Origin of the sequence: Halovivax cerinus, assembly GCF_024498195.1 — an archaeon.
Taxonomy (GTDB): domain Archaea; phylum Halobacteriota; class Halobacteria; order Halobacteriales; family Natrialbaceae; genus Halovivax; species Halovivax cerinus.
Genome location: NZ_CP101824.1, coordinates 1,587,775 through 1,605,787 on the forward strand (window position 1 = coordinate 1,587,775; position 18,013 = coordinate 1,605,787).

18 protein-coding genes are annotated in these 18,013 nt (G+C 60.5%); 14 read left to right on the forward strand and 4 right to left on the reverse strand.

Annotation, left to right across the window (positions count from 1 at the left end; translation table 11 throughout):
* Nucleotides 1-55: 55 nt before the first annotated feature.
* Nucleotides 56-556, reverse strand: a complete 501-nt coding sequence (locus tag NO366_RS07240; RefSeq protein ID WP_256533659.1) for a hypothetical protein — start codon at nucleotides 554-556, stop codon at nucleotides 56-58.
* Between the two features lie 238 nt (nucleotides 557-794).
* Here NO366_RS07240 and NO366_RS07245 point away from each other — a divergent pair, with 238 nt between their 5' ends.
* From NO366_RS07245 to NO366_RS07305, 13 genes are all read left to right on the forward strand, one after another.
* Nucleotides 795-1,322: a DUF7344 domain-containing protein gene (locus tag NO366_RS07245; protein ID WP_256533660.1), complete on the forward strand. Its 528-nt coding sequence runs from the start codon at nucleotides 795-797 to the stop codon at nucleotides 1,320-1,322.
* Nucleotides 1,323-1,361: 39 nt separating this feature from the next.
* Nucleotides 1,362-2,207 carry a hypothetical protein gene (locus NO366_RS07250; RefSeq protein WP_256533661.1) on the forward strand — a complete coding sequence of 282 codons (846 nt, stop codon included), beginning with the start codon at nucleotides 1,362-1,364 and terminating at the stop codon, nucleotides 2,205-2,207.
* A 195-nt stretch (nucleotides 2,208-2,402) separates the two neighbouring features.
* Nucleotides 2,403-2,720: an EMC6-like membrane protein gene (locus tag NO366_RS07255; protein WP_256533662.1), complete on the forward strand. Its 318-nt coding sequence runs from the start codon at nucleotides 2,403-2,405 to the stop codon at nucleotides 2,718-2,720.
* 1 nt (nucleotide 2,721) lies between these two features.
* Nucleotides 2,722-4,590 (forward strand): ribosome biogenesis/translation initiation ATPase RLI, encoded by a 1,869-nt coding sequence (locus NO366_RS07260; RefSeq protein ID WP_256533663.1) that lies wholly within the window; start codon nucleotides 2,722-2,724, stop codon nucleotides 4,588-4,590.
* 225 nt (nucleotides 4,591-4,815) lie between these two features.
* Nucleotides 4,816-6,501 carry a hypothetical protein gene (locus NO366_RS07265; protein WP_256533664.1) on the forward strand — a complete coding sequence of 562 codons (1,686 nt, stop codon included), beginning with the start codon at nucleotides 4,816-4,818 and terminating at the stop codon, nucleotides 6,499-6,501.
* A gap of 49 nt (nucleotides 6,502-6,550) precedes the next feature.
* The gene (locus NO366_RS07270) at nucleotides 6,551-7,102 is read left to right on the forward strand and encodes a hypothetical protein (RefSeq protein ID WP_256533665.1); all 552 of its coding nucleotides are present in this window, start codon (nucleotides 6,551-6,553) and stop codon (nucleotides 7,100-7,102) included.
* 6 nt (nucleotides 7,103-7,108) lie between these two features.
* Nucleotides 7,109-8,503, forward strand: a complete 1,395-nt coding sequence (locus tag NO366_RS07275) for a radical SAM protein (RefSeq protein ID WP_256533666.1) — start codon at nucleotides 7,109-7,111, stop codon at nucleotides 8,501-8,503.
* On the forward strand, nucleotides 8,500-9,390 hold the full coding sequence (locus tag NO366_RS07280; protein WP_256533667.1) for a hypothetical protein: 891 nt from the start codon (nucleotides 8,500-8,502) through the stop codon (nucleotides 9,388-9,390). Before NO366_RS07275 ends, NO366_RS07280 begins: the two co-directional genes overlap by 4 nt.
* A 212-nt stretch (nucleotides 9,391-9,602) precedes the next feature.
* Complete coding sequence (locus NO366_RS07285) at nucleotides 9,603-10,385, forward strand: hypothetical protein (protein ID WP_256533668.1); 783 nt, start codon at nucleotides 9,603-9,605, stop codon at nucleotides 10,383-10,385.
* 525 nt (nucleotides 10,386-10,910) lie between these two features.
* The gene (locus NO366_RS07290; protein ID WP_256533669.1) at nucleotides 10,911-12,596 is read left to right on the forward strand and encodes a hypothetical protein; all 1,686 of its coding nucleotides are present in this window, start codon (nucleotides 10,911-10,913) and stop codon (nucleotides 12,594-12,596) included.
* 2 nt (nucleotides 12,597-12,598) lie between these two features.
* The gene (locus NO366_RS07295) at nucleotides 12,599-13,219 is read left to right on the forward strand and encodes a hypothetical protein (protein ID WP_256533670.1); all 621 of its coding nucleotides are present in this window, start codon (nucleotides 12,599-12,601) and stop codon (nucleotides 13,217-13,219) included.
* The gene (locus NO366_RS07300; protein WP_256533671.1) at nucleotides 13,216-14,640 is read left to right on the forward strand and encodes a radical SAM protein; all 1,425 of its coding nucleotides are present in this window, start codon (nucleotides 13,216-13,218) and stop codon (nucleotides 14,638-14,640) included. Before NO366_RS07295 ends, NO366_RS07300 begins: the two co-directional genes overlap by 4 nt.
* On the forward strand, nucleotides 14,637-15,464 hold the full coding sequence (locus NO366_RS07305) for a hypothetical protein (protein ID WP_256533672.1): 828 nt from the start codon (nucleotides 14,637-14,639) through the stop codon (nucleotides 15,462-15,464). The genes NO366_RS07300 and NO366_RS07305 overlap by 4 nt, the downstream gene beginning before the upstream one ends.
* 165 nt (nucleotides 15,465-15,629) lie before the next feature.
* Here NO366_RS07305 and NO366_RS07310 read toward each other — a convergent pair whose 3' ends face one another.
* The 3 genes from NO366_RS07310 to NO366_RS07320 form a co-directional block, all read right to left on the reverse strand.
* On the reverse strand, nucleotides 15,630-15,866 hold the full coding sequence (locus tag NO366_RS07310) for a glycine zipper 2TM domain-containing protein (RefSeq protein WP_256533673.1): 237 nt from the start codon (nucleotides 15,864-15,866) through the stop codon (nucleotides 15,630-15,632).
* A gap of 74 nt (nucleotides 15,867-15,940) precedes the next feature.
* Nucleotides 15,941-16,696 carry a hypothetical protein gene (locus NO366_RS07315; RefSeq protein WP_256533674.1) on the reverse strand — a complete coding sequence of 252 codons (756 nt, stop codon included), beginning with the start codon at nucleotides 16,694-16,696 and terminating at the stop codon, nucleotides 15,941-15,943.
* 260 nt (nucleotides 16,697-16,956) lie between these two features.
* Entirely contained in the window at nucleotides 16,957-17,478 is a 522-nt protein-coding gene (locus NO366_RS07320) for an archaemetzincin family Zn-dependent metalloprotease (protein WP_256533675.1), read from the reverse strand.
* A gap of 39 nt (nucleotides 17,479-17,517) precedes the next feature.
* On the opposite strand from NO366_RS07320, the gene NO366_RS07325 reads away from it, so the two are divergent.
* Nucleotides 17,518-17,928, forward strand: coding sequence for a UPF0146 family protein (locus NO366_RS07325; protein WP_256533676.1), 411 nt, complete (start codon nucleotides 17,518-17,520; stop codon nucleotides 17,926-17,928).
* Nucleotides 17,929-18,013 lie beyond the last annotated feature (85 nt).

The following is an 18,013-nucleotide window of genomic DNA, read 5'->3' on the forward strand; positions in this document are numbered from 1 at the left end:
CTCATCACGCCGGAGTGTACCCGATTCGCGGGAGTTGTCGGACCTCCTCGCGCGGTTAGGCCGTGTTCGTCGCCGTGATCGTCAGCGTCACGTCGAACGTGGCGTCGGTCGCTGCGCCGCTCGTATCGACCTCGAGATCGAACGATTGCTGGTCCGAATCGTCACTCGCGGAGGCCTGGAGGCTCGCAGTCGATGGCGTCAGCGTCAGGCCGACGTCCGACCCGTCGTCGCTGAACGAGATGTCGACGGGATCGTCGCTGTTGTTCTCGACCGTGAACGCGTCAGTGATCGTGATCGTCGCGTCGCTGTTGACCCCGCTGGCGTCGTTCCAGTTGCTCCCACTCAGATCGATCTGCAGGAGACCGTCCCCGTCGGTCGTGACCATGCTAGACGAGCCTTCATTGAGCGCGATGAGCGCCGAGGCGTCGCCGGCCGTGTCGACCGTGACCGTTCGCTGTGCTTCGACGGTGCTAAACGCGCCCGTTCCCAGTAGTGCGCCGCCACTCGCTACGATGCCACCCAGTCCGACCAGTACGTTTCGTCGATTCATTCTCATTGGTATGTCCCCCACGTCCCTCGCGGGCCGGCCCCGCTCGACGCGGTTCTCGTTCGTCATCAGCCACCCTACCCACATTGTATTGAGCAACCGGAACGGTCGAACGGTTTCCCAGAACGTGCTTCAAGCGGGTCTTGAACGCCAATATCTGAAGCTGAGGTGCGTATCGGCCCAAACACATTAATATCTACGAGACCTATCTTTCTCTCGATACCTTCGGGGGAAGGGTGAGCGACGAATGACAGCGTCACAGGTGAGTCGCGGGGACGTCTTCGACCTGTTGAGCAACCGCCGTCGGCGGTACACGATCCACTACTGCAAACAGGTGGACGAACCCGTCGAACTCGGCGAACTCGCAGAACAAGTCGCCGCGTGGGAACTCGACAAGGACGTCGCCGAGCTCACGTCTGCGGAACGAAAGCGCGTCTACACCGCGTTGCAACAGACGCACCTGCCGACGCTGGAGCGAGCCGACGTCGTCGAGTTCGAGAACCACACGATCGAACTGACCGCGGAGGCCGACGCGCTCGAAATCTACCTCGACATCGTCCCGCCGGACTCGATCCCGTGGGGCGTTTACTACCTGGGCGTGTCGATCCTCGGTTTCGCCGTCCTGGCCGGCGTCTGGGCCGACCTCGTCCCAACCGAACCGATCACGCCGCTCGGGTGGGCCGCACTGGTGCTCGGTGTCGTGACGGTTTCGGCGGCCGCGCACGTCCTCACGAGCCGGCGGTACCGCCTCGGCGAGATGGAGCGACCGCCGTGAGCCGCGAACACGCATGACGGGTTGGCAGGATGAACGCGTATGACAGGGAGAACACTACGGACGCTGGGGCTGGTGCTGGTGGTCGCTGGAGCCGTGCTCGTAACCGGACCCGCGTTCGGCTTCTCCACGCTGTCGGCGGATCGTGGTGTGTCGGTCGGGACGGCACCCATCGATTCGGCACTACTGGCCATCGAGCCGACGGGCGAGACGCCGAGCAATCAGAACGATGCGGTAGTGATCGAGATCACGAACAATGGGAACGAACAGTTCGATCCGCTGTCGGCGCAGGCCGTCATCGTGGACGATACGAAGGGTGCACTCGCGATCAGTAGCAGCTTCGACTCCGTCCTCGATCCGGGTGCGACCACCGGCCTCGAACTCACCTGTTCTGGCGGCGGTGACGGCACGGCGACGGTCGCGGTGACCGCCGACGCCGCGGCCTCATCGTTTTCGATCGGGAATGTGTCGTACACCTATACGTTCTCCTACAGCTGTACGGGAGGCGGTGGTGGCGGAACCGGTCCGGCTCAATTCGAGGCGAGCGACGTCTCGGCGGCCGAGCAGCGACAGACGTTCACGCTCGACGGTACCGCACTCAAAAACAAAGACCAGTTTACGATCGACCTGACGGATCCGCAGGAATCGGGCCAGGTCGACTACTCGGGACTGACGGACGCCGACGTGACGGTGGTCCAGGGGTCTGCGAGGAGTGTCGGATACGACGCGGCAACGAACGCGATCACCTACGAGGCACAGGGGAACCAGCAGGGACCGATCGAGATCGAAATTTCGAATATCGACGTTCTCGGTATGGGGGGCGGCACGATCACGTATGAAGACACGACGGGTCGAACCGACAGTGATGACTTCGATAGCACCCCGTGATCGGTGAGGATGGACCCGTATTAACCCACTGACACCGGTACTGGCGAGGGTCGCGTCCAGTTGCTGGGTCGGCACGATTGCTGAACTCTTTCCGGGGACGTATCGGCATCGGGATACACGGACCGTACTCTCGTCGTCACGATGCACCGACGTCACTTCGAACGGCTTTTGCCCACGCATCACGGACACCACCGTATGTCGACAGCAACGCTCAGCGATCGAGGGACCCACCTCCGCTCGATCGGGGTTACCTCCTCCAGCGCACTCCTGGGGGTCGTCGCCGGCTACCTCTCGTACGTGCAAGTAGGGGCGACGGAGGCGGCCGCGTCGGACACGATGGCGTTTGCGTTCGTGCTCGGAGCCATCCTGGTGGAGATGGCGGTGGTCCAGCTCTCGGGGATCTACGACGAGGACGAACTCGGGTTCAAACACTACCTGTTCATCTCCTTCATGATCTTCTCGTTCTGGTTCGTGACGTGGGGAATCCTGCTGACGGAGATCGCCCTCTACTGACATGGCCGACGATAGCATCGCCGTCGTCGATCTGGATCGCTGCTCGCCAGACCGGTGTAACTACGAGTGCAAGAACTACTGCCCGCCCAATCGCACGGGCAAGGAGTGCATCACACTGCGCGGCGAGGACGCAGACGAGGGCCAGCCCGACCAGGTACGCATCTCCGAGGAGATCTGTCTGGGCGAGACGTGCGGTATCTGTGTCGAGAAGTGTCCCTTCGACGCGATCGAGATCATCAACCTGCCCCAGGAGTTACAGGACGATCCCGCCCACCGCTACGGCGAGAACGCCTTCTCGCTGTACGGCCTGCCAGTCCCCCAGGAGGGCCAGGTCACGGGGATACTCGGACCGAACGGCATCGGGAAGACGACCGCCGTGCGGATCCTCGCCGGCGAACTCGAACCCAACCTGGGGAACTACGGCGACCCGCCGGGCTGGGAGGCCGTCCTCGACGCCTACCGTGGGACGGAACTGCAGGACTACATCGCGGACGTCCGCGACGGCGACGTGACCGTCGCGCGCAAACCCCAGTACGTCGATCAGATTCCTAATCAGTTCGACGGCAACACGCGGCAATTACTCGAACGCACCGACGAGCGCGGCGAACTCGACTACCTCGTCGATCGCCTCTCGATTCGTCCCGTCATGGACCAGGCCATCGACGACCTCTCCGGTGGGGAACTACAACGGGTCGCCCTCGCGGCAGCACTCGCGCGCGAGGCGGACTTCTACTTCCTGGACGAGATCACGCCATATCTGGATATCGGCCAGCGTGTGACTGCGGCGCGGCTCGTGCGCGAACTCGCGGAGGAGGAAGGCAAGTCGATGCTGGTCGTCGAGCACGACCTCGCGATCCTCGACCTGCTCTGTGACACGCTCCACGTCGCCTACGGTGAACCCGGCGCCTACGGTGTGATCACCGACCCCAAATCGGTTCGTAACGGCATCAACGAGTACCTCAAGGGCTACCTCGAGAACGAGAACATGCGCATCCGGCCCGACCGGATCGAATTCGAAGAACACGCCCCGCGGACCGAGAGTCGCGGCGACACCCTCGTCTCCTATCCCGACCTCCGAAAGTCCTACGGCGAGGGCGAGTTCGCACTCGACGTCGAGGGTGGCGAGATCCGCGAGAACGAGGTGCTCGGCATCGTCGGCCCGAACGGCATCGGGAAGTCCACCTTCGCGAAGCTGTTGACCGGCGACCTCGAGCCCGACGCGGTCGGACCGGACGCGGGCGTCACGGCCGGCGACGCGACCGAGGGTGGCGCGATCGACGACCTGGACCTGGATCTCGACATCTCCTACAAACCGCAATACGTCACCATCGACCAGCCGATGCGCGTCGACGTCTTCCTCTCGTCGATCACCGACCAGTTCGGCTCGTCGTACTGGAACACGGAGATCGCGAAGCCGCTGCAGCTAGAGCGGATCATGGAGCAGAACCTAGACGATCTCTCCGGCGGGGAGCGCCAACGCGTCGCCATCGCGGCGTGTCTCTCCGACACCGCGGATCTCTACCTCCTCGACGAGCCCTCCGCCCACCTGGACGTCGAACAGCGCGTGCAGGCGACGCGCGCGATCCGCCGATACGCCGAACAGCAGGACGCCACCGTCCTCGTCATCGACCACGACATCTACACGATCGACCTGCTGGCCGACCGCCTGATGGTCTTCGACGGCGAACCCGCCGCACACGGCCGCGCCGGCCGGCCCCAGTCGATGCGCGGCGGCATGAACGATTTCCTCTCGAACTTAGAGATCACGTTCCGCCGGGACGAGCGCACACAGCGCCCGCGGATCAACAAACCCGACTCGCAACTCGACCGCGAACAGAAACGCGAGGGCGAGTACTACTACGCGCCGTAAGTTTCCTCATCCGTGTCGACCGCTGGGGATCGTTTTCCTCGCTCCGCTCCAGGCCTCTCGTGAAAAATCTGAACTATTTTGACTGAGCACAAAAACAGAACTACACTCGTTAGTAGAAACGGTTTGTTGGGTGGCACTTCCCGGAAGTTTTGATGAATAAATCTAATGGTGCAGTATATTTTAACATTCCAAAACATTATATGCTATCGTTATTCAAATTGTGCCATGGGGAAAAATAGCAGTGAAGTGAACAGACGCTCCGTCTTGCGATCTCTCTCAGGGGCTGGAATCGCGGTCGCCGGGACCGGAACCGGACTCGCCGCGACCGGCTCGGCCGAGGTGAACTCCGACGTCGGGATCTTACCGTATACCGATTGTACGCCAAACTTCGGCGAGGAATTCGGCGATGATGACAACGGTATTGGCCATTGCGACGACCTACTCCCCCAGGCTACCACTCCGGTATGGTCCGTAATGGACTACACCTTCGAAGAGGAGAGGAAATGCTCACAGCAGGTGCTGAGTTACTTCGGCGCTCGATACCTCCCTGGCGAGGATGAGTGGGCTCATCGGTTTACCCTCCAGGGGCACCAGGTTGCAGCGAGTCTTTCGAGTGACTATGGATACGCCCCCGACTACACCTGCCCGATGGATAATACGAGTAGTTTATATACAAAAAATCATGCTTCAATCGATATCGAGAGTGATACCGGGTCGTTATTAATCGAACACGATACTGATTCGATGGGGTTCTATGATTTTGCTACGTTTGTAAATCACTACGAGCAGGAACACGGCGAACTCGAAGACCCTCGGACGGTTGATGGATGTTCTCGGATCGATGTCGAAGAGGAGGGCAACGACTACTTCTACGACACGCCTTCCCCATTTTCTGACGAAGAATCGATGGCGTTTCGGTCACTCTTCGACCCTGACGCTCCCGACGAACCGATTACCGACAGGGCTATCGATCTCACCGACGAGATACAGGCCAATACGCCATTGCTAGAGGACCCAGTGAACGACGATTTCGCCGTCGATTTGATGCTCGCTATGATCGGAACAGCCGGTACTGGAATCGGCGTAGCGGCTCCACAATTCGGAGCGGCCGTTTCGATCGGAGTGACGATGGTCGATCTGTTCGCAGGGATCGATTGGAAGGATAATGACGACGAAAGAGGGGTCGAACGGCCTGGTGGGGAGAACGCATGGGACGCCGGATACGAACCATCTACGATCGGAACGCCTGCCGGTCACTTCGTACACTTTGAGGTCCACCTCGATCCAGATACTCATACGGAACCGATCGACGTCGCCGTCCAATCGACGTTACTGGACGAGGAACACTCGATGACGGTAACCCTCCAACCGCTCGGACAGCCCGACAGAGCCCCCGATCCAGCTCTGGGACGGTATAGTTTCGTGGGCAACGACGCTGCCGTCCCGCCATCGGATGGCGTGTACGACATCTTCGAACGGCCGGAGGGCGGCACCGACCCGATCATCGAAGAGGTTCACTGTCCGTCTCTCGTCGCGCCCGACGAATCGTTCGAGTGTTCGGCCGTCGTTAATTCCGCCAGCACTCGAGACATCGCCTACTATGCTTGGGCAAACGACCACTCGGTGGAGGACGACTCCCAACAAGATACCCTCCAGTGGTGTAACACGACCGACTCCGGCGTACCGAACTGGGAACACTGTGGCTTCCAAGATCCAGGCGAGGCCGAAATCACGCTCGTCGTCGGCGACGAGGCCGGGCTCTTCGACTACGAAACCGTCACGATGGTCGTGGGCGAGCCTGAGGAAGGTGAGATGTTACCGACAGGCGGCCCGGGAGATCAGGTTCTCGGTACGTCGGAAGCGAGTGGATTGACGGTTCCGAACGGGACTAATCAGTGGGTGGGGGCCTAATATGTCCACTCAAGGATCAATATGGATTGACGGTGATTCGTTACGCTTCGTGGATGGAAACGACACGGTGTGGGAATACGTGGGTACTGAGGTATCAGATTCGTCCAACGAGGAACCGGGGACGATCTGGATCGAGGGATCGTTCATCTACTATATCGACGAAGCCGGCACCAAGCGGCAGGCTCCCGCTGATGTTGGCGAGCCAGTCGAAGAAGCGGTTGAAGGCTCCGTCTGGATAAACGATTCCAAGATAATCTGGATCAATGATGACGGTAAAAAGACAAAAGGAACTGCCGACAACTTGAATTATACCGACGGCGGGTATGCCGACTCTGGGTATTCGGACACTGGATACACGGACGACGGATACACGGACTGGAACTATCAGGACTCGGGATACTCGGACGCTGGATACGATGACGGGCCCTTCTATATAGACGGCGGGTACTTTGACGAGGGCTACCTCGACGATGGGTACAGTGACGACCCATACGATGACCTGAGCTATTACGATGCTGGGTATTCCGACTCCGGGTACTCTGACTCCGGGTATTCGGATTCCGGATACGGTGATTACGATGATATGCCCCAGCAGGTGTGATAATCGATGACGCTACACGTTCAAGCAACGACGGGCTGCAACCTGGGATGCTCCTATTGCTACGAGAATCCCGACAGAGAACGAAAGCAGGAGTGGGTTGATCGCCAGTACGATCTCGACGAGATCTTCGACCGACTGAACGAGTTTGGTCACCGATACGACGAAGTTCCCGGACTTCACGGCGGTGAACCCCTCCTAATGCGAACGGAGGACATCGAAGCCATCTTCGAGTGGGTCTACGAGCGCTACGACCGGGGACCAGCGATACAGACGAACGGAACGCTCATCGACGACAAGCATATCGAACTCTTCAGAGACTATGATGTCCACGTCGGCGTGAGCTGTGACGGCCCCGCCGAACTCAACCGTGAACGACAGGCAGCAGGTGAGCGCGAAACCGATCGAACGAACGCGACGGACTCCATGACGGGCCGAACGGTCGATGCGATCGAGCGGATGATCGAGGAAGGGATTCCCTGTAGCGTGATTACTGTCGTTCACGAGACGAACGCCGGGACGGACGAGCGCCTCGAGAAACTGCTTGACTGGATCGACTGGCTCTGTCGAAACGGTGTCACCGGCCACTACAACCCGGCTATTCCGTACGACGACATTCAGAACGACGTCTCCGTCGGCCCGGAACGCCTCAAGGAGGTGTATCTTCGAACCTGGGAGTGGATGAAAGCCGAGCCGTATCGATCCTGGAACCCGATGGAGCAGATGGTCGACAACCTGATCGGGAACGGAACCGGCGGCTGTGTCAACCGCAGGTGTGACGTCTTCAACACGCGCGACGCGAAGTCGATCAAGGGCAACGGCGAGTCGAGCGGCTGTGGGAAGACATGGAGCGCCGTCGGTGACGGCGTACCGTTCCTCCAGGGCCCGACGACCGACAACGAGTACGAACACTCGAACGAGCGCTACGACGTACTCAAGAACACGCCCGGACCACATGGAGAAGAAACCCCTGACATGGGCGGCTGCAAGGGCTGTACATATTGGAACGTCTGTCAAGGGGGCTGTCCCTCTGCGGGGATCAACGACGACTGGCGCAACCGGTCGATCTGGTGCGAAGCGAAGTACGCCCTCTACGAGAGGATCGAACACGATATCCGTGCAATCTTCCCAAACGTTACGCTGGTGACCGATTTCCCGTGGGACGCCGAACTGTCCCGCTCGGATATGCGCAAGCACGACTGGAGCGGAGACTTCAAACCGTTTTCCGCGGTGCGGCCTGGAACGCGGGGTCCGAGCTCGGCTAGCAGGGCCGCTGCTGACCCGGCTGGGCCCGCTCTGGATCGGGTCCCCAATCGCGTGCTGCCGGACCGACTCCGTTCCCAGAAAAGCGGTCAATCGACGTCGACTGGGTGGCGGACGGTTACGGAGTTCGATACCGAATGATAGAGCCAAAGTACGCAGACACTGACGTCAACGGGGACGACCTTTCCGCTACGGAGCGTCAGTGGATCCGTGACGAGACTAATCGCTTCTTCCCGGAGGAGTATGTGAAACGAAACTGGAAGACAGGCCCGGGACGAGACCAGTGGTGTGACGTCCTCGAACGGGCGAAGCGTGGAACGTCACTGGCTGAGTGGCTGAGCGTCGCGGACGACCGCTCGGATCGGCAGGCGATCAGTGTCGAACTGAACGAGCAAACCGTCCCGAATTGGATGGAACGCATCAGTGAATACGATTTGCACTTCTATCAGATAGATGATCAATCACGAGGGATCGTTGCGGCCAATACCGACGTCGCGGACGCAGTCCTCGAAGCCGAAACCGAGTTGGAGGGGGAAGACCGCGACGAAGTCCTCGGGGATCTGTATGGATATCCTGACTGTTGTCGCGAGTTCTACGTCGACAGGGTTAGACAGGACGACCGGCGCGATCCACTGTACGAAATCGCGTGTAACTCGGACTCGGTGTCGCCAATCGACGGGGATCGTGAACGACTGCTGGCGGAGGGAGTGGAGCCATGGGCGAACGTACTGTACCGACAGTTCGGTTGGACCTTTATCTCCCATCTTCCCTGTAGCTTCGACTGCGAGCGTAGCTTCGACGTAGGCGAAACGAGGGGCGAGATTATGGCCGACCACGGGTTCCGCGACGCCGCAAACCATCTCTGGGAGTGGCTACAACTCCCGATGACGTGGACGGCTTTCAAAGCCCTCTCGCACGTTCGTAACAGGTACTTCATCGGATCAGCTTCCACAAGCTGCTACTGGAGTGAGAAGGAGATCGTCTGGAAGCGACCACACCAGGCGGGTGGGCAGATCGTCGACGAATGATTTACAACCAAGATGTGTGGCCGGACCATCGTGACTCACCGTGGCACCCAGAACGAATCGAAGGCCGTAACGGCGACGTACCGTCACTATTAGATGGGTGTCGATGGGACGTTCGCTACGAATTCCTATCGAAGCGGGACGAACGTGACGCTCGCCGCTCAGGGATACTGGGACGGGAGCGTTGTGTACGAATGAAATGAGTGTGACTACCCGTGGAACCCATAGACACCTTCGATCGGCCGATTCCGTTCGACGAATCGTTCGCCGCCACATTTGATCCCGAGGAAGCGACCGAACCGGTTTCAGTCATCTCCAATCAGGAGTACGATGTCGTCTACGTAGAATCCGATACGGCCGGAGCCTACGTGCGCCGTTACAACAACACTGACTGGACAGAACGACGGTACGCCCGATACCGTACGACGTATGAGCTTAGCGTGTTACTCGGCGGGAGTGCACCCGCCCACGCGTTCGGAGATAAATGGATAGCATCACGTGCGTGTTGCGCCCCGGACGGAGCTCACGAACACGACTTCAGGACTATTGAGATGAGCCCTGACGAATATATCCGCCAACTCGCAAAACATATCGTTCTCTCCGACATCGATCGTACGTTGACGAACACGATCACCGAAAACGGATGGATCTACTTTATTGACCAGGAGCCGATATCCAATTGGGATCGACACGAACGAGTCTCCTCATTGATCTCCCGTATCGAGAATACGTACGATAACATATCGAGACGGAGTGGCTGGAGCCAGAAACACTCGTTCAGGAATCGTCTCGGCGTAGAATTACATGACATAGCGACGAATATTTCTACATCCGACACTTTTCAGTCAGCACTCGATGAGTTAGCATCCCGTTCGGAAGTGTACGCCGAAACGGTCGCCTATCGACGGACCAATATCGATCGTATCTTGGCGGATCGTGTTCCGGGCATTGAAATTGGACGCACATTGTCTGAGAGCGGCACGTGGTCACTCTTATAGTACTATACTGTCCATTATTCAGAGCAGTTTACTCGAACACTTGCCACGTCTCGACCGATAGGGATCGGCAGCTTTTCGCCGAATGCGGGATTCGCTGTGACCGAATCGAGTTGACTCGTTCGTCTCAACGTCGTACAGAGACGCGCTCTCACCGTTCGAATCGTTGAGGCTGATCGTATCGGTGTCCAGGTATTCTCCCGAAAACGAACCGTTGCGTGGGGAGGTCGCCTCATATCTGGGCGGCGTGGTTGACTCACAACTCGATCGCGAACAGAAGTGCGAGGGCGAGTACTGCTACGCGCCGTAGGGTTCGTCGTCGCGACGACGTCGGTGGACCGGTATCCACGCCTAAAAATGACTACTGAGAATAATATAACCACTCACTGATGAGTGAAACCAATCACAGAATCGTTTCTAGGCACAGAATTGATGCTTAAGTCCCGTGGTACTTTGGAGAGTGCATAGGACATCTGGATATATTTTAATAACCAAAATATTATATACTACTGCCAGTATTGCTGTTTCATGGGTGGAAATAGCAACGAAGTGAATAGACGGTCCGTCCTCCAAGCGCTCTCGGGGGCCGGACTCGCGATCGCCGGAACCGGAGCCGGACTCGCCGCTACTGATCCGAGCGTGTCGAGTTCCGATATCGGGATTCTGCCGTACGAGGGGTGTGAAACCCAGGAGACGAGTGGTCCGAAGTGCGATACACTGATCCCCGATGCCACCTATCCAGTGTGGTCCGTGATGGACTACACCGTCACTGAATCGGACGCATATAAACAGAAACGCTCACAGCAGGTGCTGAGTTACTTCGGGACTGGATACGATACTGAATCCGATAAATGGGTTCACCGATTCGCACTCCAGGGTCACTATATAAAAAGCGATCACGTTGTTGATCACGATTGGCACGCGATCAACTACACCTGTCCCATCGATAACGTGGAAGAAACAGATACTAAAAATCGAGCTGCCATCGAGATCGAGGGCGAAGACGCAACCTTAAAAGTAGATGAAAATCAAGATACGCTGGGATTTTACGATTATGATACGTTCGTAAACCACTACGAACAGGAACACGGAGAACTCGAGGACCCCAGAATCGGGACGGGATGCTCTCCAATAAACTCTCTCGACGACTACGACAAGAACGATTTCTTCTACGATAAACCCTCCCCGTTTTCCGAGGAAGAATCGAGGGCGTTTCGGTCACTCCACGACCCCGATATTCCCAACGAACCGCTTACCGACAGCGCACTCGAGATTACCGACGCGGTCCAGGCCAATTCACCAGTACTGCAGAATCCGGATGGTGACGATGATATCAATCTCGACATGATGCTTGCAACGGTCGGTATGGTGGGTACCGGTGTTAGCCTCGCTGCTCCTCCACCCTACGGGGCAGCTGTGTCTGTCGGATTATCGATAATCGACATGATCGCAGGGGTCGATTGGGACGAAGAGAACCCTGAGGAAGTCACACGGCCTGGGGGAGACAACGATTGGGGACCCGTCGGATACGAACCAGACACCATCGGCACCCCTGCCGGCCACTTCGTCCATTTCGAGGTCGAACTCGAACCTACTACCGATGGGGAACCGACCGACGTCACCGTCCAATCGATGTTACTGGACGAGGAACACTCGATGACGATATCTCTCCAACCACTCGGACAGCCCGACAGAGCGCCGCATTCGAATCTTGACGGATATAGCTTCTCGCGAAACGATGCCGCTATTCCCCCATCGGACGGCGTGTACGACGTTTTCGAACGGCCGGACGGTGGCACTGACCCGATCATCGAAGAGATTCACTGTCCGTCTCGCGTCGTAACCGGAGAAGAGTTCGAGTGCTCAGCCGTCATTAACTCTGCCAGTACTCGCGATATCAACTATTATGGCTGGGGACGCGAACACTTTGGGGAGGGAGATATTGAAGAGAAAAATAAGAAATGGTGTGGAACGACTGACACCATCGTACCGAACTGGGAACGCTGTGGCATCAACGTCCCCGGAGAGGTCGAGATCACGCTCGTCGTCGGCGACGAGGCCGGACTCTTCGACTACAAAACGACCACGGTGCTCGTTGGTGAACCCGAGGGAGAGACGCTTCCCATTGGCGACCCAGGTGCCCTGACGCTCGGCACGTCGGAAGCGAGCGGTATGACCGTTCCAACTGGATCTATCCAGGGGGTGGAGGCCTGATCATGTCCGACGAAGGCTCCATCTGGATCGACGGGACTAATCTCCACTTCACCGACGGCGACGGTGAAGAGTGGTATTACCTTGGCGAACTGACGGGAACTGACGACCGGACATCCGGGAAGATCTGGATCGAGGGTGACGTCCTCTACTACGTTGACGAGTACGGACAGGAGCGAACGTTGCCGACGAACATAACTGACAACTCGGTGACGGGCGTGAAGGGGTCCGTCTGGATCGAGTCCTCGAAGATCACGTATGTCTCCGCGGAGAAGAAGGAGGTCGAAGCAGCTGGCACGGTCGGACAGAATACCGGTTCGAACGATCACACCGATCACAACGACCACGATAACACCGGTCACAGCGATTCCCACGACAACGAGTTCAGCGACCACGCGGACGACCCGCACGAGGACTCACACCAGGACGATCACACCAACAGCATCTACGATCCGATCGAGGGCGGCCACAGCGACCACGCTGACGACCCGCACACCGATTCCCATAGCGACGGGGACATTCATTCGAATACCCACGACAACTCCCACGAGAATCACACCGATCACGACGACTGGGGGCACGACGACCACGAAGACTGGGAGATGGACGTCCCGAAGAAAGCATGACGATTCACGTCTCTGCCAACTCGGGGTGTAACCTGGGGTGTTCGTACTGCTACGAGGAACCGGATCGCCAGCACTCCCAGGCCGACATCGACGCCGAGTACGACATCGAGGAGATCATGGCGCGACTCCGGCAGTTCGAGGCGAAGTACGACGAGGTGCCGGGGATGCACGGCGGGGAGCCGCTGCTCGTCCGCGACGAGCATCTCGAACGGATCTTCTCGTGGATCTACGAGACGTACGACCTCGAGGAGACGGGGCGCCACACGCACATCCAGACCAACGGGACCCTCCTGACCGAGGAGCACGTCGAGATGTTCGAACGGTACCGCGTCAGCGTCGGTATCTCCTGTGACGGTCCCGCCGACCTCAACGACAACCGCCTCGCACGATCGGAGATGGACGGGGAACTGCGAGACGTCACCGAACGGATGACCGAACGGACGCTCGACGCCATCGACACCCTCAAAGAGTCCGACGTCGGCGTCGGCGTCATCGTCGTCCTCACGAAGCAAAACGCCGGTACCGACGAGAGACTCGACCGGCTCCTGGAGTGGATGGACGATCTCACCCGCCACGACGTCGGCGGCCACTACAACCCGGCGATCCCGTACGAAGACGTCCAGGAGGACGAGTCGCTCTCGCCGGAGCGACTGAAAGAAGTGTATCTCCGGACCTGGGAGTGGATGAAAGCCGAACCGTACCGCCACTGGGGACCGATGGGGGATTACCAGGACAACCTGCTGGGCAACAAACTCTCGAACTGCGTCAACAACACCTGCGACGTGTTCAACGCGGGTGCGGCGAAGATCGCCACGGGCGACGGCGCCACGACCGGCTGCGGCAAGACCTGGGCCGCCGCCGGCGACGGCAACGCGTTCCTCCAGGGCGACTCGACCGGCAACGAGTACAACGACACCGAGGAACGCTACGAGATGCTCAAACAGGTTCCCGGTCCGCACACTGACGATGAAGACGACCACGGCGGCTGTAAGGGCTGTCGATACTGGAACGTCTGCCAGGGCGGCTGTCCTTCGGCGGGAATCGAGTACGACTACCGGAACCGAACCCGGTGGTGTGCGGCCAAGTACGCCCTGTACGAACGGATCGAAGACGACATGCGATCGATGTTTCCCGGACTCAGGCTGGTCACCGACGCGCCGTGGGACGCGCCGCTGGCCGAGGAAACGAGCCGCAGGAACGTCGACATCAAGCCGTTCGCGGGCCTGCACTTCGGCCAATCGTCGAACGGGAAACCGACGGTCAGAGGCGGTGCTCACGACGAATCCGACGTCTGGAGTCTCGCCCACGACTCCCTGTCGTTCGACGAGGTCGTCGAGCAGTATCGCGATCGGTACGACGAGGAACACCTCACCATCGACCGATCTCGCCAGTCCGTTCACGCGGACAGTGATTCCCAGTGACGTCGATCGATCCAACACGCCATACGCCAGATGCCTCCCTCGACCTCCCGGCGGTCGAAAAGCACAACTGGAAGTCACAAGAGCATCGTGACGCCTGGGACGGGCGTCTCGGTCGCTTCTCAAGCGCGTTTGACCGGGCGATGGAAGCGGCGCTGGTCGACGATGAGCACCCGCGAACGGGACTGCGACGGACGCTTCCCACCGACGATGCGATCGACCTCGTGGCGCGCGTGTCGGACGCCGTCGACATCGCACGGAAATCGGGCGACCGAACGACGACTGTCGGACTCACAACGCCGGCGTGTGACGTCGACGCGGACGCACTGTTAGACGGCGTTGAAAGCCAGGAGATAGAGCGGTCGATTCGGGGTATCCCAGAGTGCTGTGCGGACGCTCACCGAGACGCGCGCGAGGCCGGTTTCGACGATCCGATCGCCGAAATCGCTCGAAACACGCCGAGGTCGACGGAACGTGGCGGTGAACTCGTCGTCGAGGATCCCCATCCGGTACTCAACCGCGCGTGGGCGTACCTGGGATGGCGTTTCGTCGACTTCCACCCGTGTTCGTTCGAGTGCGACGCGGCTCGCGAGGTCGCCATCCAGAACGGCCGACTCCTCCGCGAAACCGGTCACGGAGAAACGGCCGACGCGATGTTCGAGTTCCTCGCCAGTCCGACCTACTGGTCCGGGTACCACGGACTCGCCCACGTCAAGAACGGGTGGTGTATCGGTGAATACACGACGGACGACTACTGGTCGGAGGAAGTCGTCCGGTTCAACGGCTACCACGACTCGCTGGCAGGGTCTTCGTCCGAGGGTTGTTGAGGGAACGACCGATCTCCCGTACTCCGGGTGCCGGTTCATTTCGTGACGACGAGATCGTCTCGGAGTCACCCCGGCACGATCGCGACAAAAAGGCGAAGACGAGTACTACACGCCGTAACAGGGACTGTGTACCGTCGATATCAGCGTCGCCCACCCGCTTCTTCGTCACTCCGTCGATCGGACGGTCTCGACGCCCTCTTGTCCCCGCGAGCGCCACTCCTCGATCCGGGTCTTCGCTCCGATGCGACTCTCGCCGACGAACGCGCCGATCAGCGCGCCGACGGCGGCGCCCGAACTCGCGGCTCTCCGGCTGAACAGTCCGCCGAGACCGCCGCCGATCGCCGCGCCCGTCGCTGCATATCGTGCCCGGCTGAGCGCCAGGGTGAGTGCGTCTCGTACCATCTTCCCGTGCTACGACGGGAGACGGGATAAGCGTACTGTTCGCTAACACGTCCGTCGGCCGCGGAGTGCCCACGTCACGCCGACCAGACGAGGAGCGCGATTCCGAGACCGACGAGGAGGACGCCGGGCAGGGCGGCGAGGATGCCTGCGGAGACGGCGGCGGGACCCGCTATCGAGAGCCACGTGCCGCCGGCTGCGACGAGGGCTGCGCCGACGGCCGCGAGCATCGTTCCGAGGAGGACGGTCGCCGCGCCGGCCGCCTGCGTGCGCGAGAGCCGCGGTCGAGTCCGGGCCGCCACGCGGTCGCGCGGATCGACGAGTCGCCACTCGGCTGCGGTCGTAACCTCGAGGTCGAACCGCTCGCCCATCCGGGTGAACAGCGCGACGCCGAGTTCGCTCGCGGTCGCCGACCACCACGACGCTGGTTCCTCGGCGTCGTCGACCCGCTCGACGGCGACGGATTCGCCGACGACGTGATCGATCGAGGCCGCCCGGTACCCCAGGTCCTCGACGATCCGCGCGAGGAGGAACTCGCGCGACCAGGGGATCGGTTTCGCCAGGTCGAACGAGGTCGTCCGATCGTGGGGAAGCCGGACGTCGAGCCGGACGGTTCGGTCGTCCACTTCGGTCAGGTCGGTGATCGTCCCCTCGACGTGGCCCTCCGGCGTGGTCCGGACGTCGATCCGACCGAGTTCGTCGGCGAGCGCACGCCCGGAATCGGAGCGATTCACACGTGCCGCGTTCCGCTCGTCGGGTGGTTCGCTGGTCGAAGATCGCTCTCGCTCCGTGCGCCCGTCATCGTCGATCTCGACCTCACCGTCGTCACTCACGACGTCCCCTCCGCCAGTCGTCGCGCTTGCCGTGAGCGGTCGATCACTCCGTTCGTCGACCGATCCCGTGCGTCGCGTCCGACCTGGCTGTCGCCCATGCTACACGAATCGGGACCGATCGATAAATCGTTGTTCGTCACAGACTCACCGTCGCGGCCGGTCGCCTCGTCCATCGGATGGTTTCGTGGGTTGGAGTCGGTCGTGCGGTGTCGAATCCCGGTCGCAGGCGGCCTGGCAGTGAGCTCGACGGGTCTGGGTCGTCAGTCGAGGCGGCGCTGGCAACTCCCACAGAGGTTCTCCGATTTGATATCGACTCGCTGCACGGTCCGCGAGAAGTTCATCACGCAGCGGTTGTTGGTACAGTGTTCGAGGCCGTAGGTGTGGCCGATCTCGTGGACGACCTCCTTGCGGACGCGATCGTCGACGATCTCGCTCGCGGGTTTGCTCGAGACGCCGCCGTCGGAACTGGTCTGGAGGCGGTAGGTCGAGACGACGCTCCCGCTGCCGTCCAGGTAGGCCAGCCCGAAGACGTAGTTGCGCCGCCGGTAGAAGATGTCTTCGGGGGTGATGGCGATGTTCTTGTCGCCGCGGCCGACGCGCTCGGCCAGCTGGATGAAACTTTCCGCGCTGTACTGGTCCCGGCCGGAGTCGTACGCGCCGGTGGGGATCGACTGGCCGTCGCCGACCGTGATGTCGCAGTCGTAGATCGAGCGCAACGCCGATGAGGCCTCTCGCTTGACCCGCGCTGAGACCTCGCCGACCGGGACGATGTCGACGTGCATGGCAACGGCTAAGACTGCCCCCGGCATAAACGTCCCGCCGTGGCCCGATCCGAACGGACGACCGCGCTCGTCGACCGCCTCGCGGAGTACGACCGACTCGTCGAAGTCGGAGTCGGTCGTCGGACCGACGTGGCCGGCACACTCGCCCAGCGAGGCCGATCGATCACCGCGACCGACGTCCACGACCGGCCCGTCCCCGACGGAGTGGCCTTCGTGCGAGACGACGTCGTCGACCCGGACCCGTCCGTCTACGCCGACGCCGACGCCGTCTACGCGCTGAACCTCCCGCCGGAGCTACACCGGCCCGCGGCGGACGTCGCACAGGCCGCGGACGCCGACTTCCTGTTCACCACGCTCGGTGCCGACCAGCCGCAGGTCCCGGTCGAGCGCGAACCCCTCCCGGTCGGGACTCTCTACCTCGCCACGACGGACCGCGCCGGTGGTCGCTAAGTCGGTACTTCGGCGCCGGTCTGACGGGGAGGTCGGCCGGCGAAACGGTGCTGGTCTGACGGGGGGTTGGCCGGCCAATCGGTGT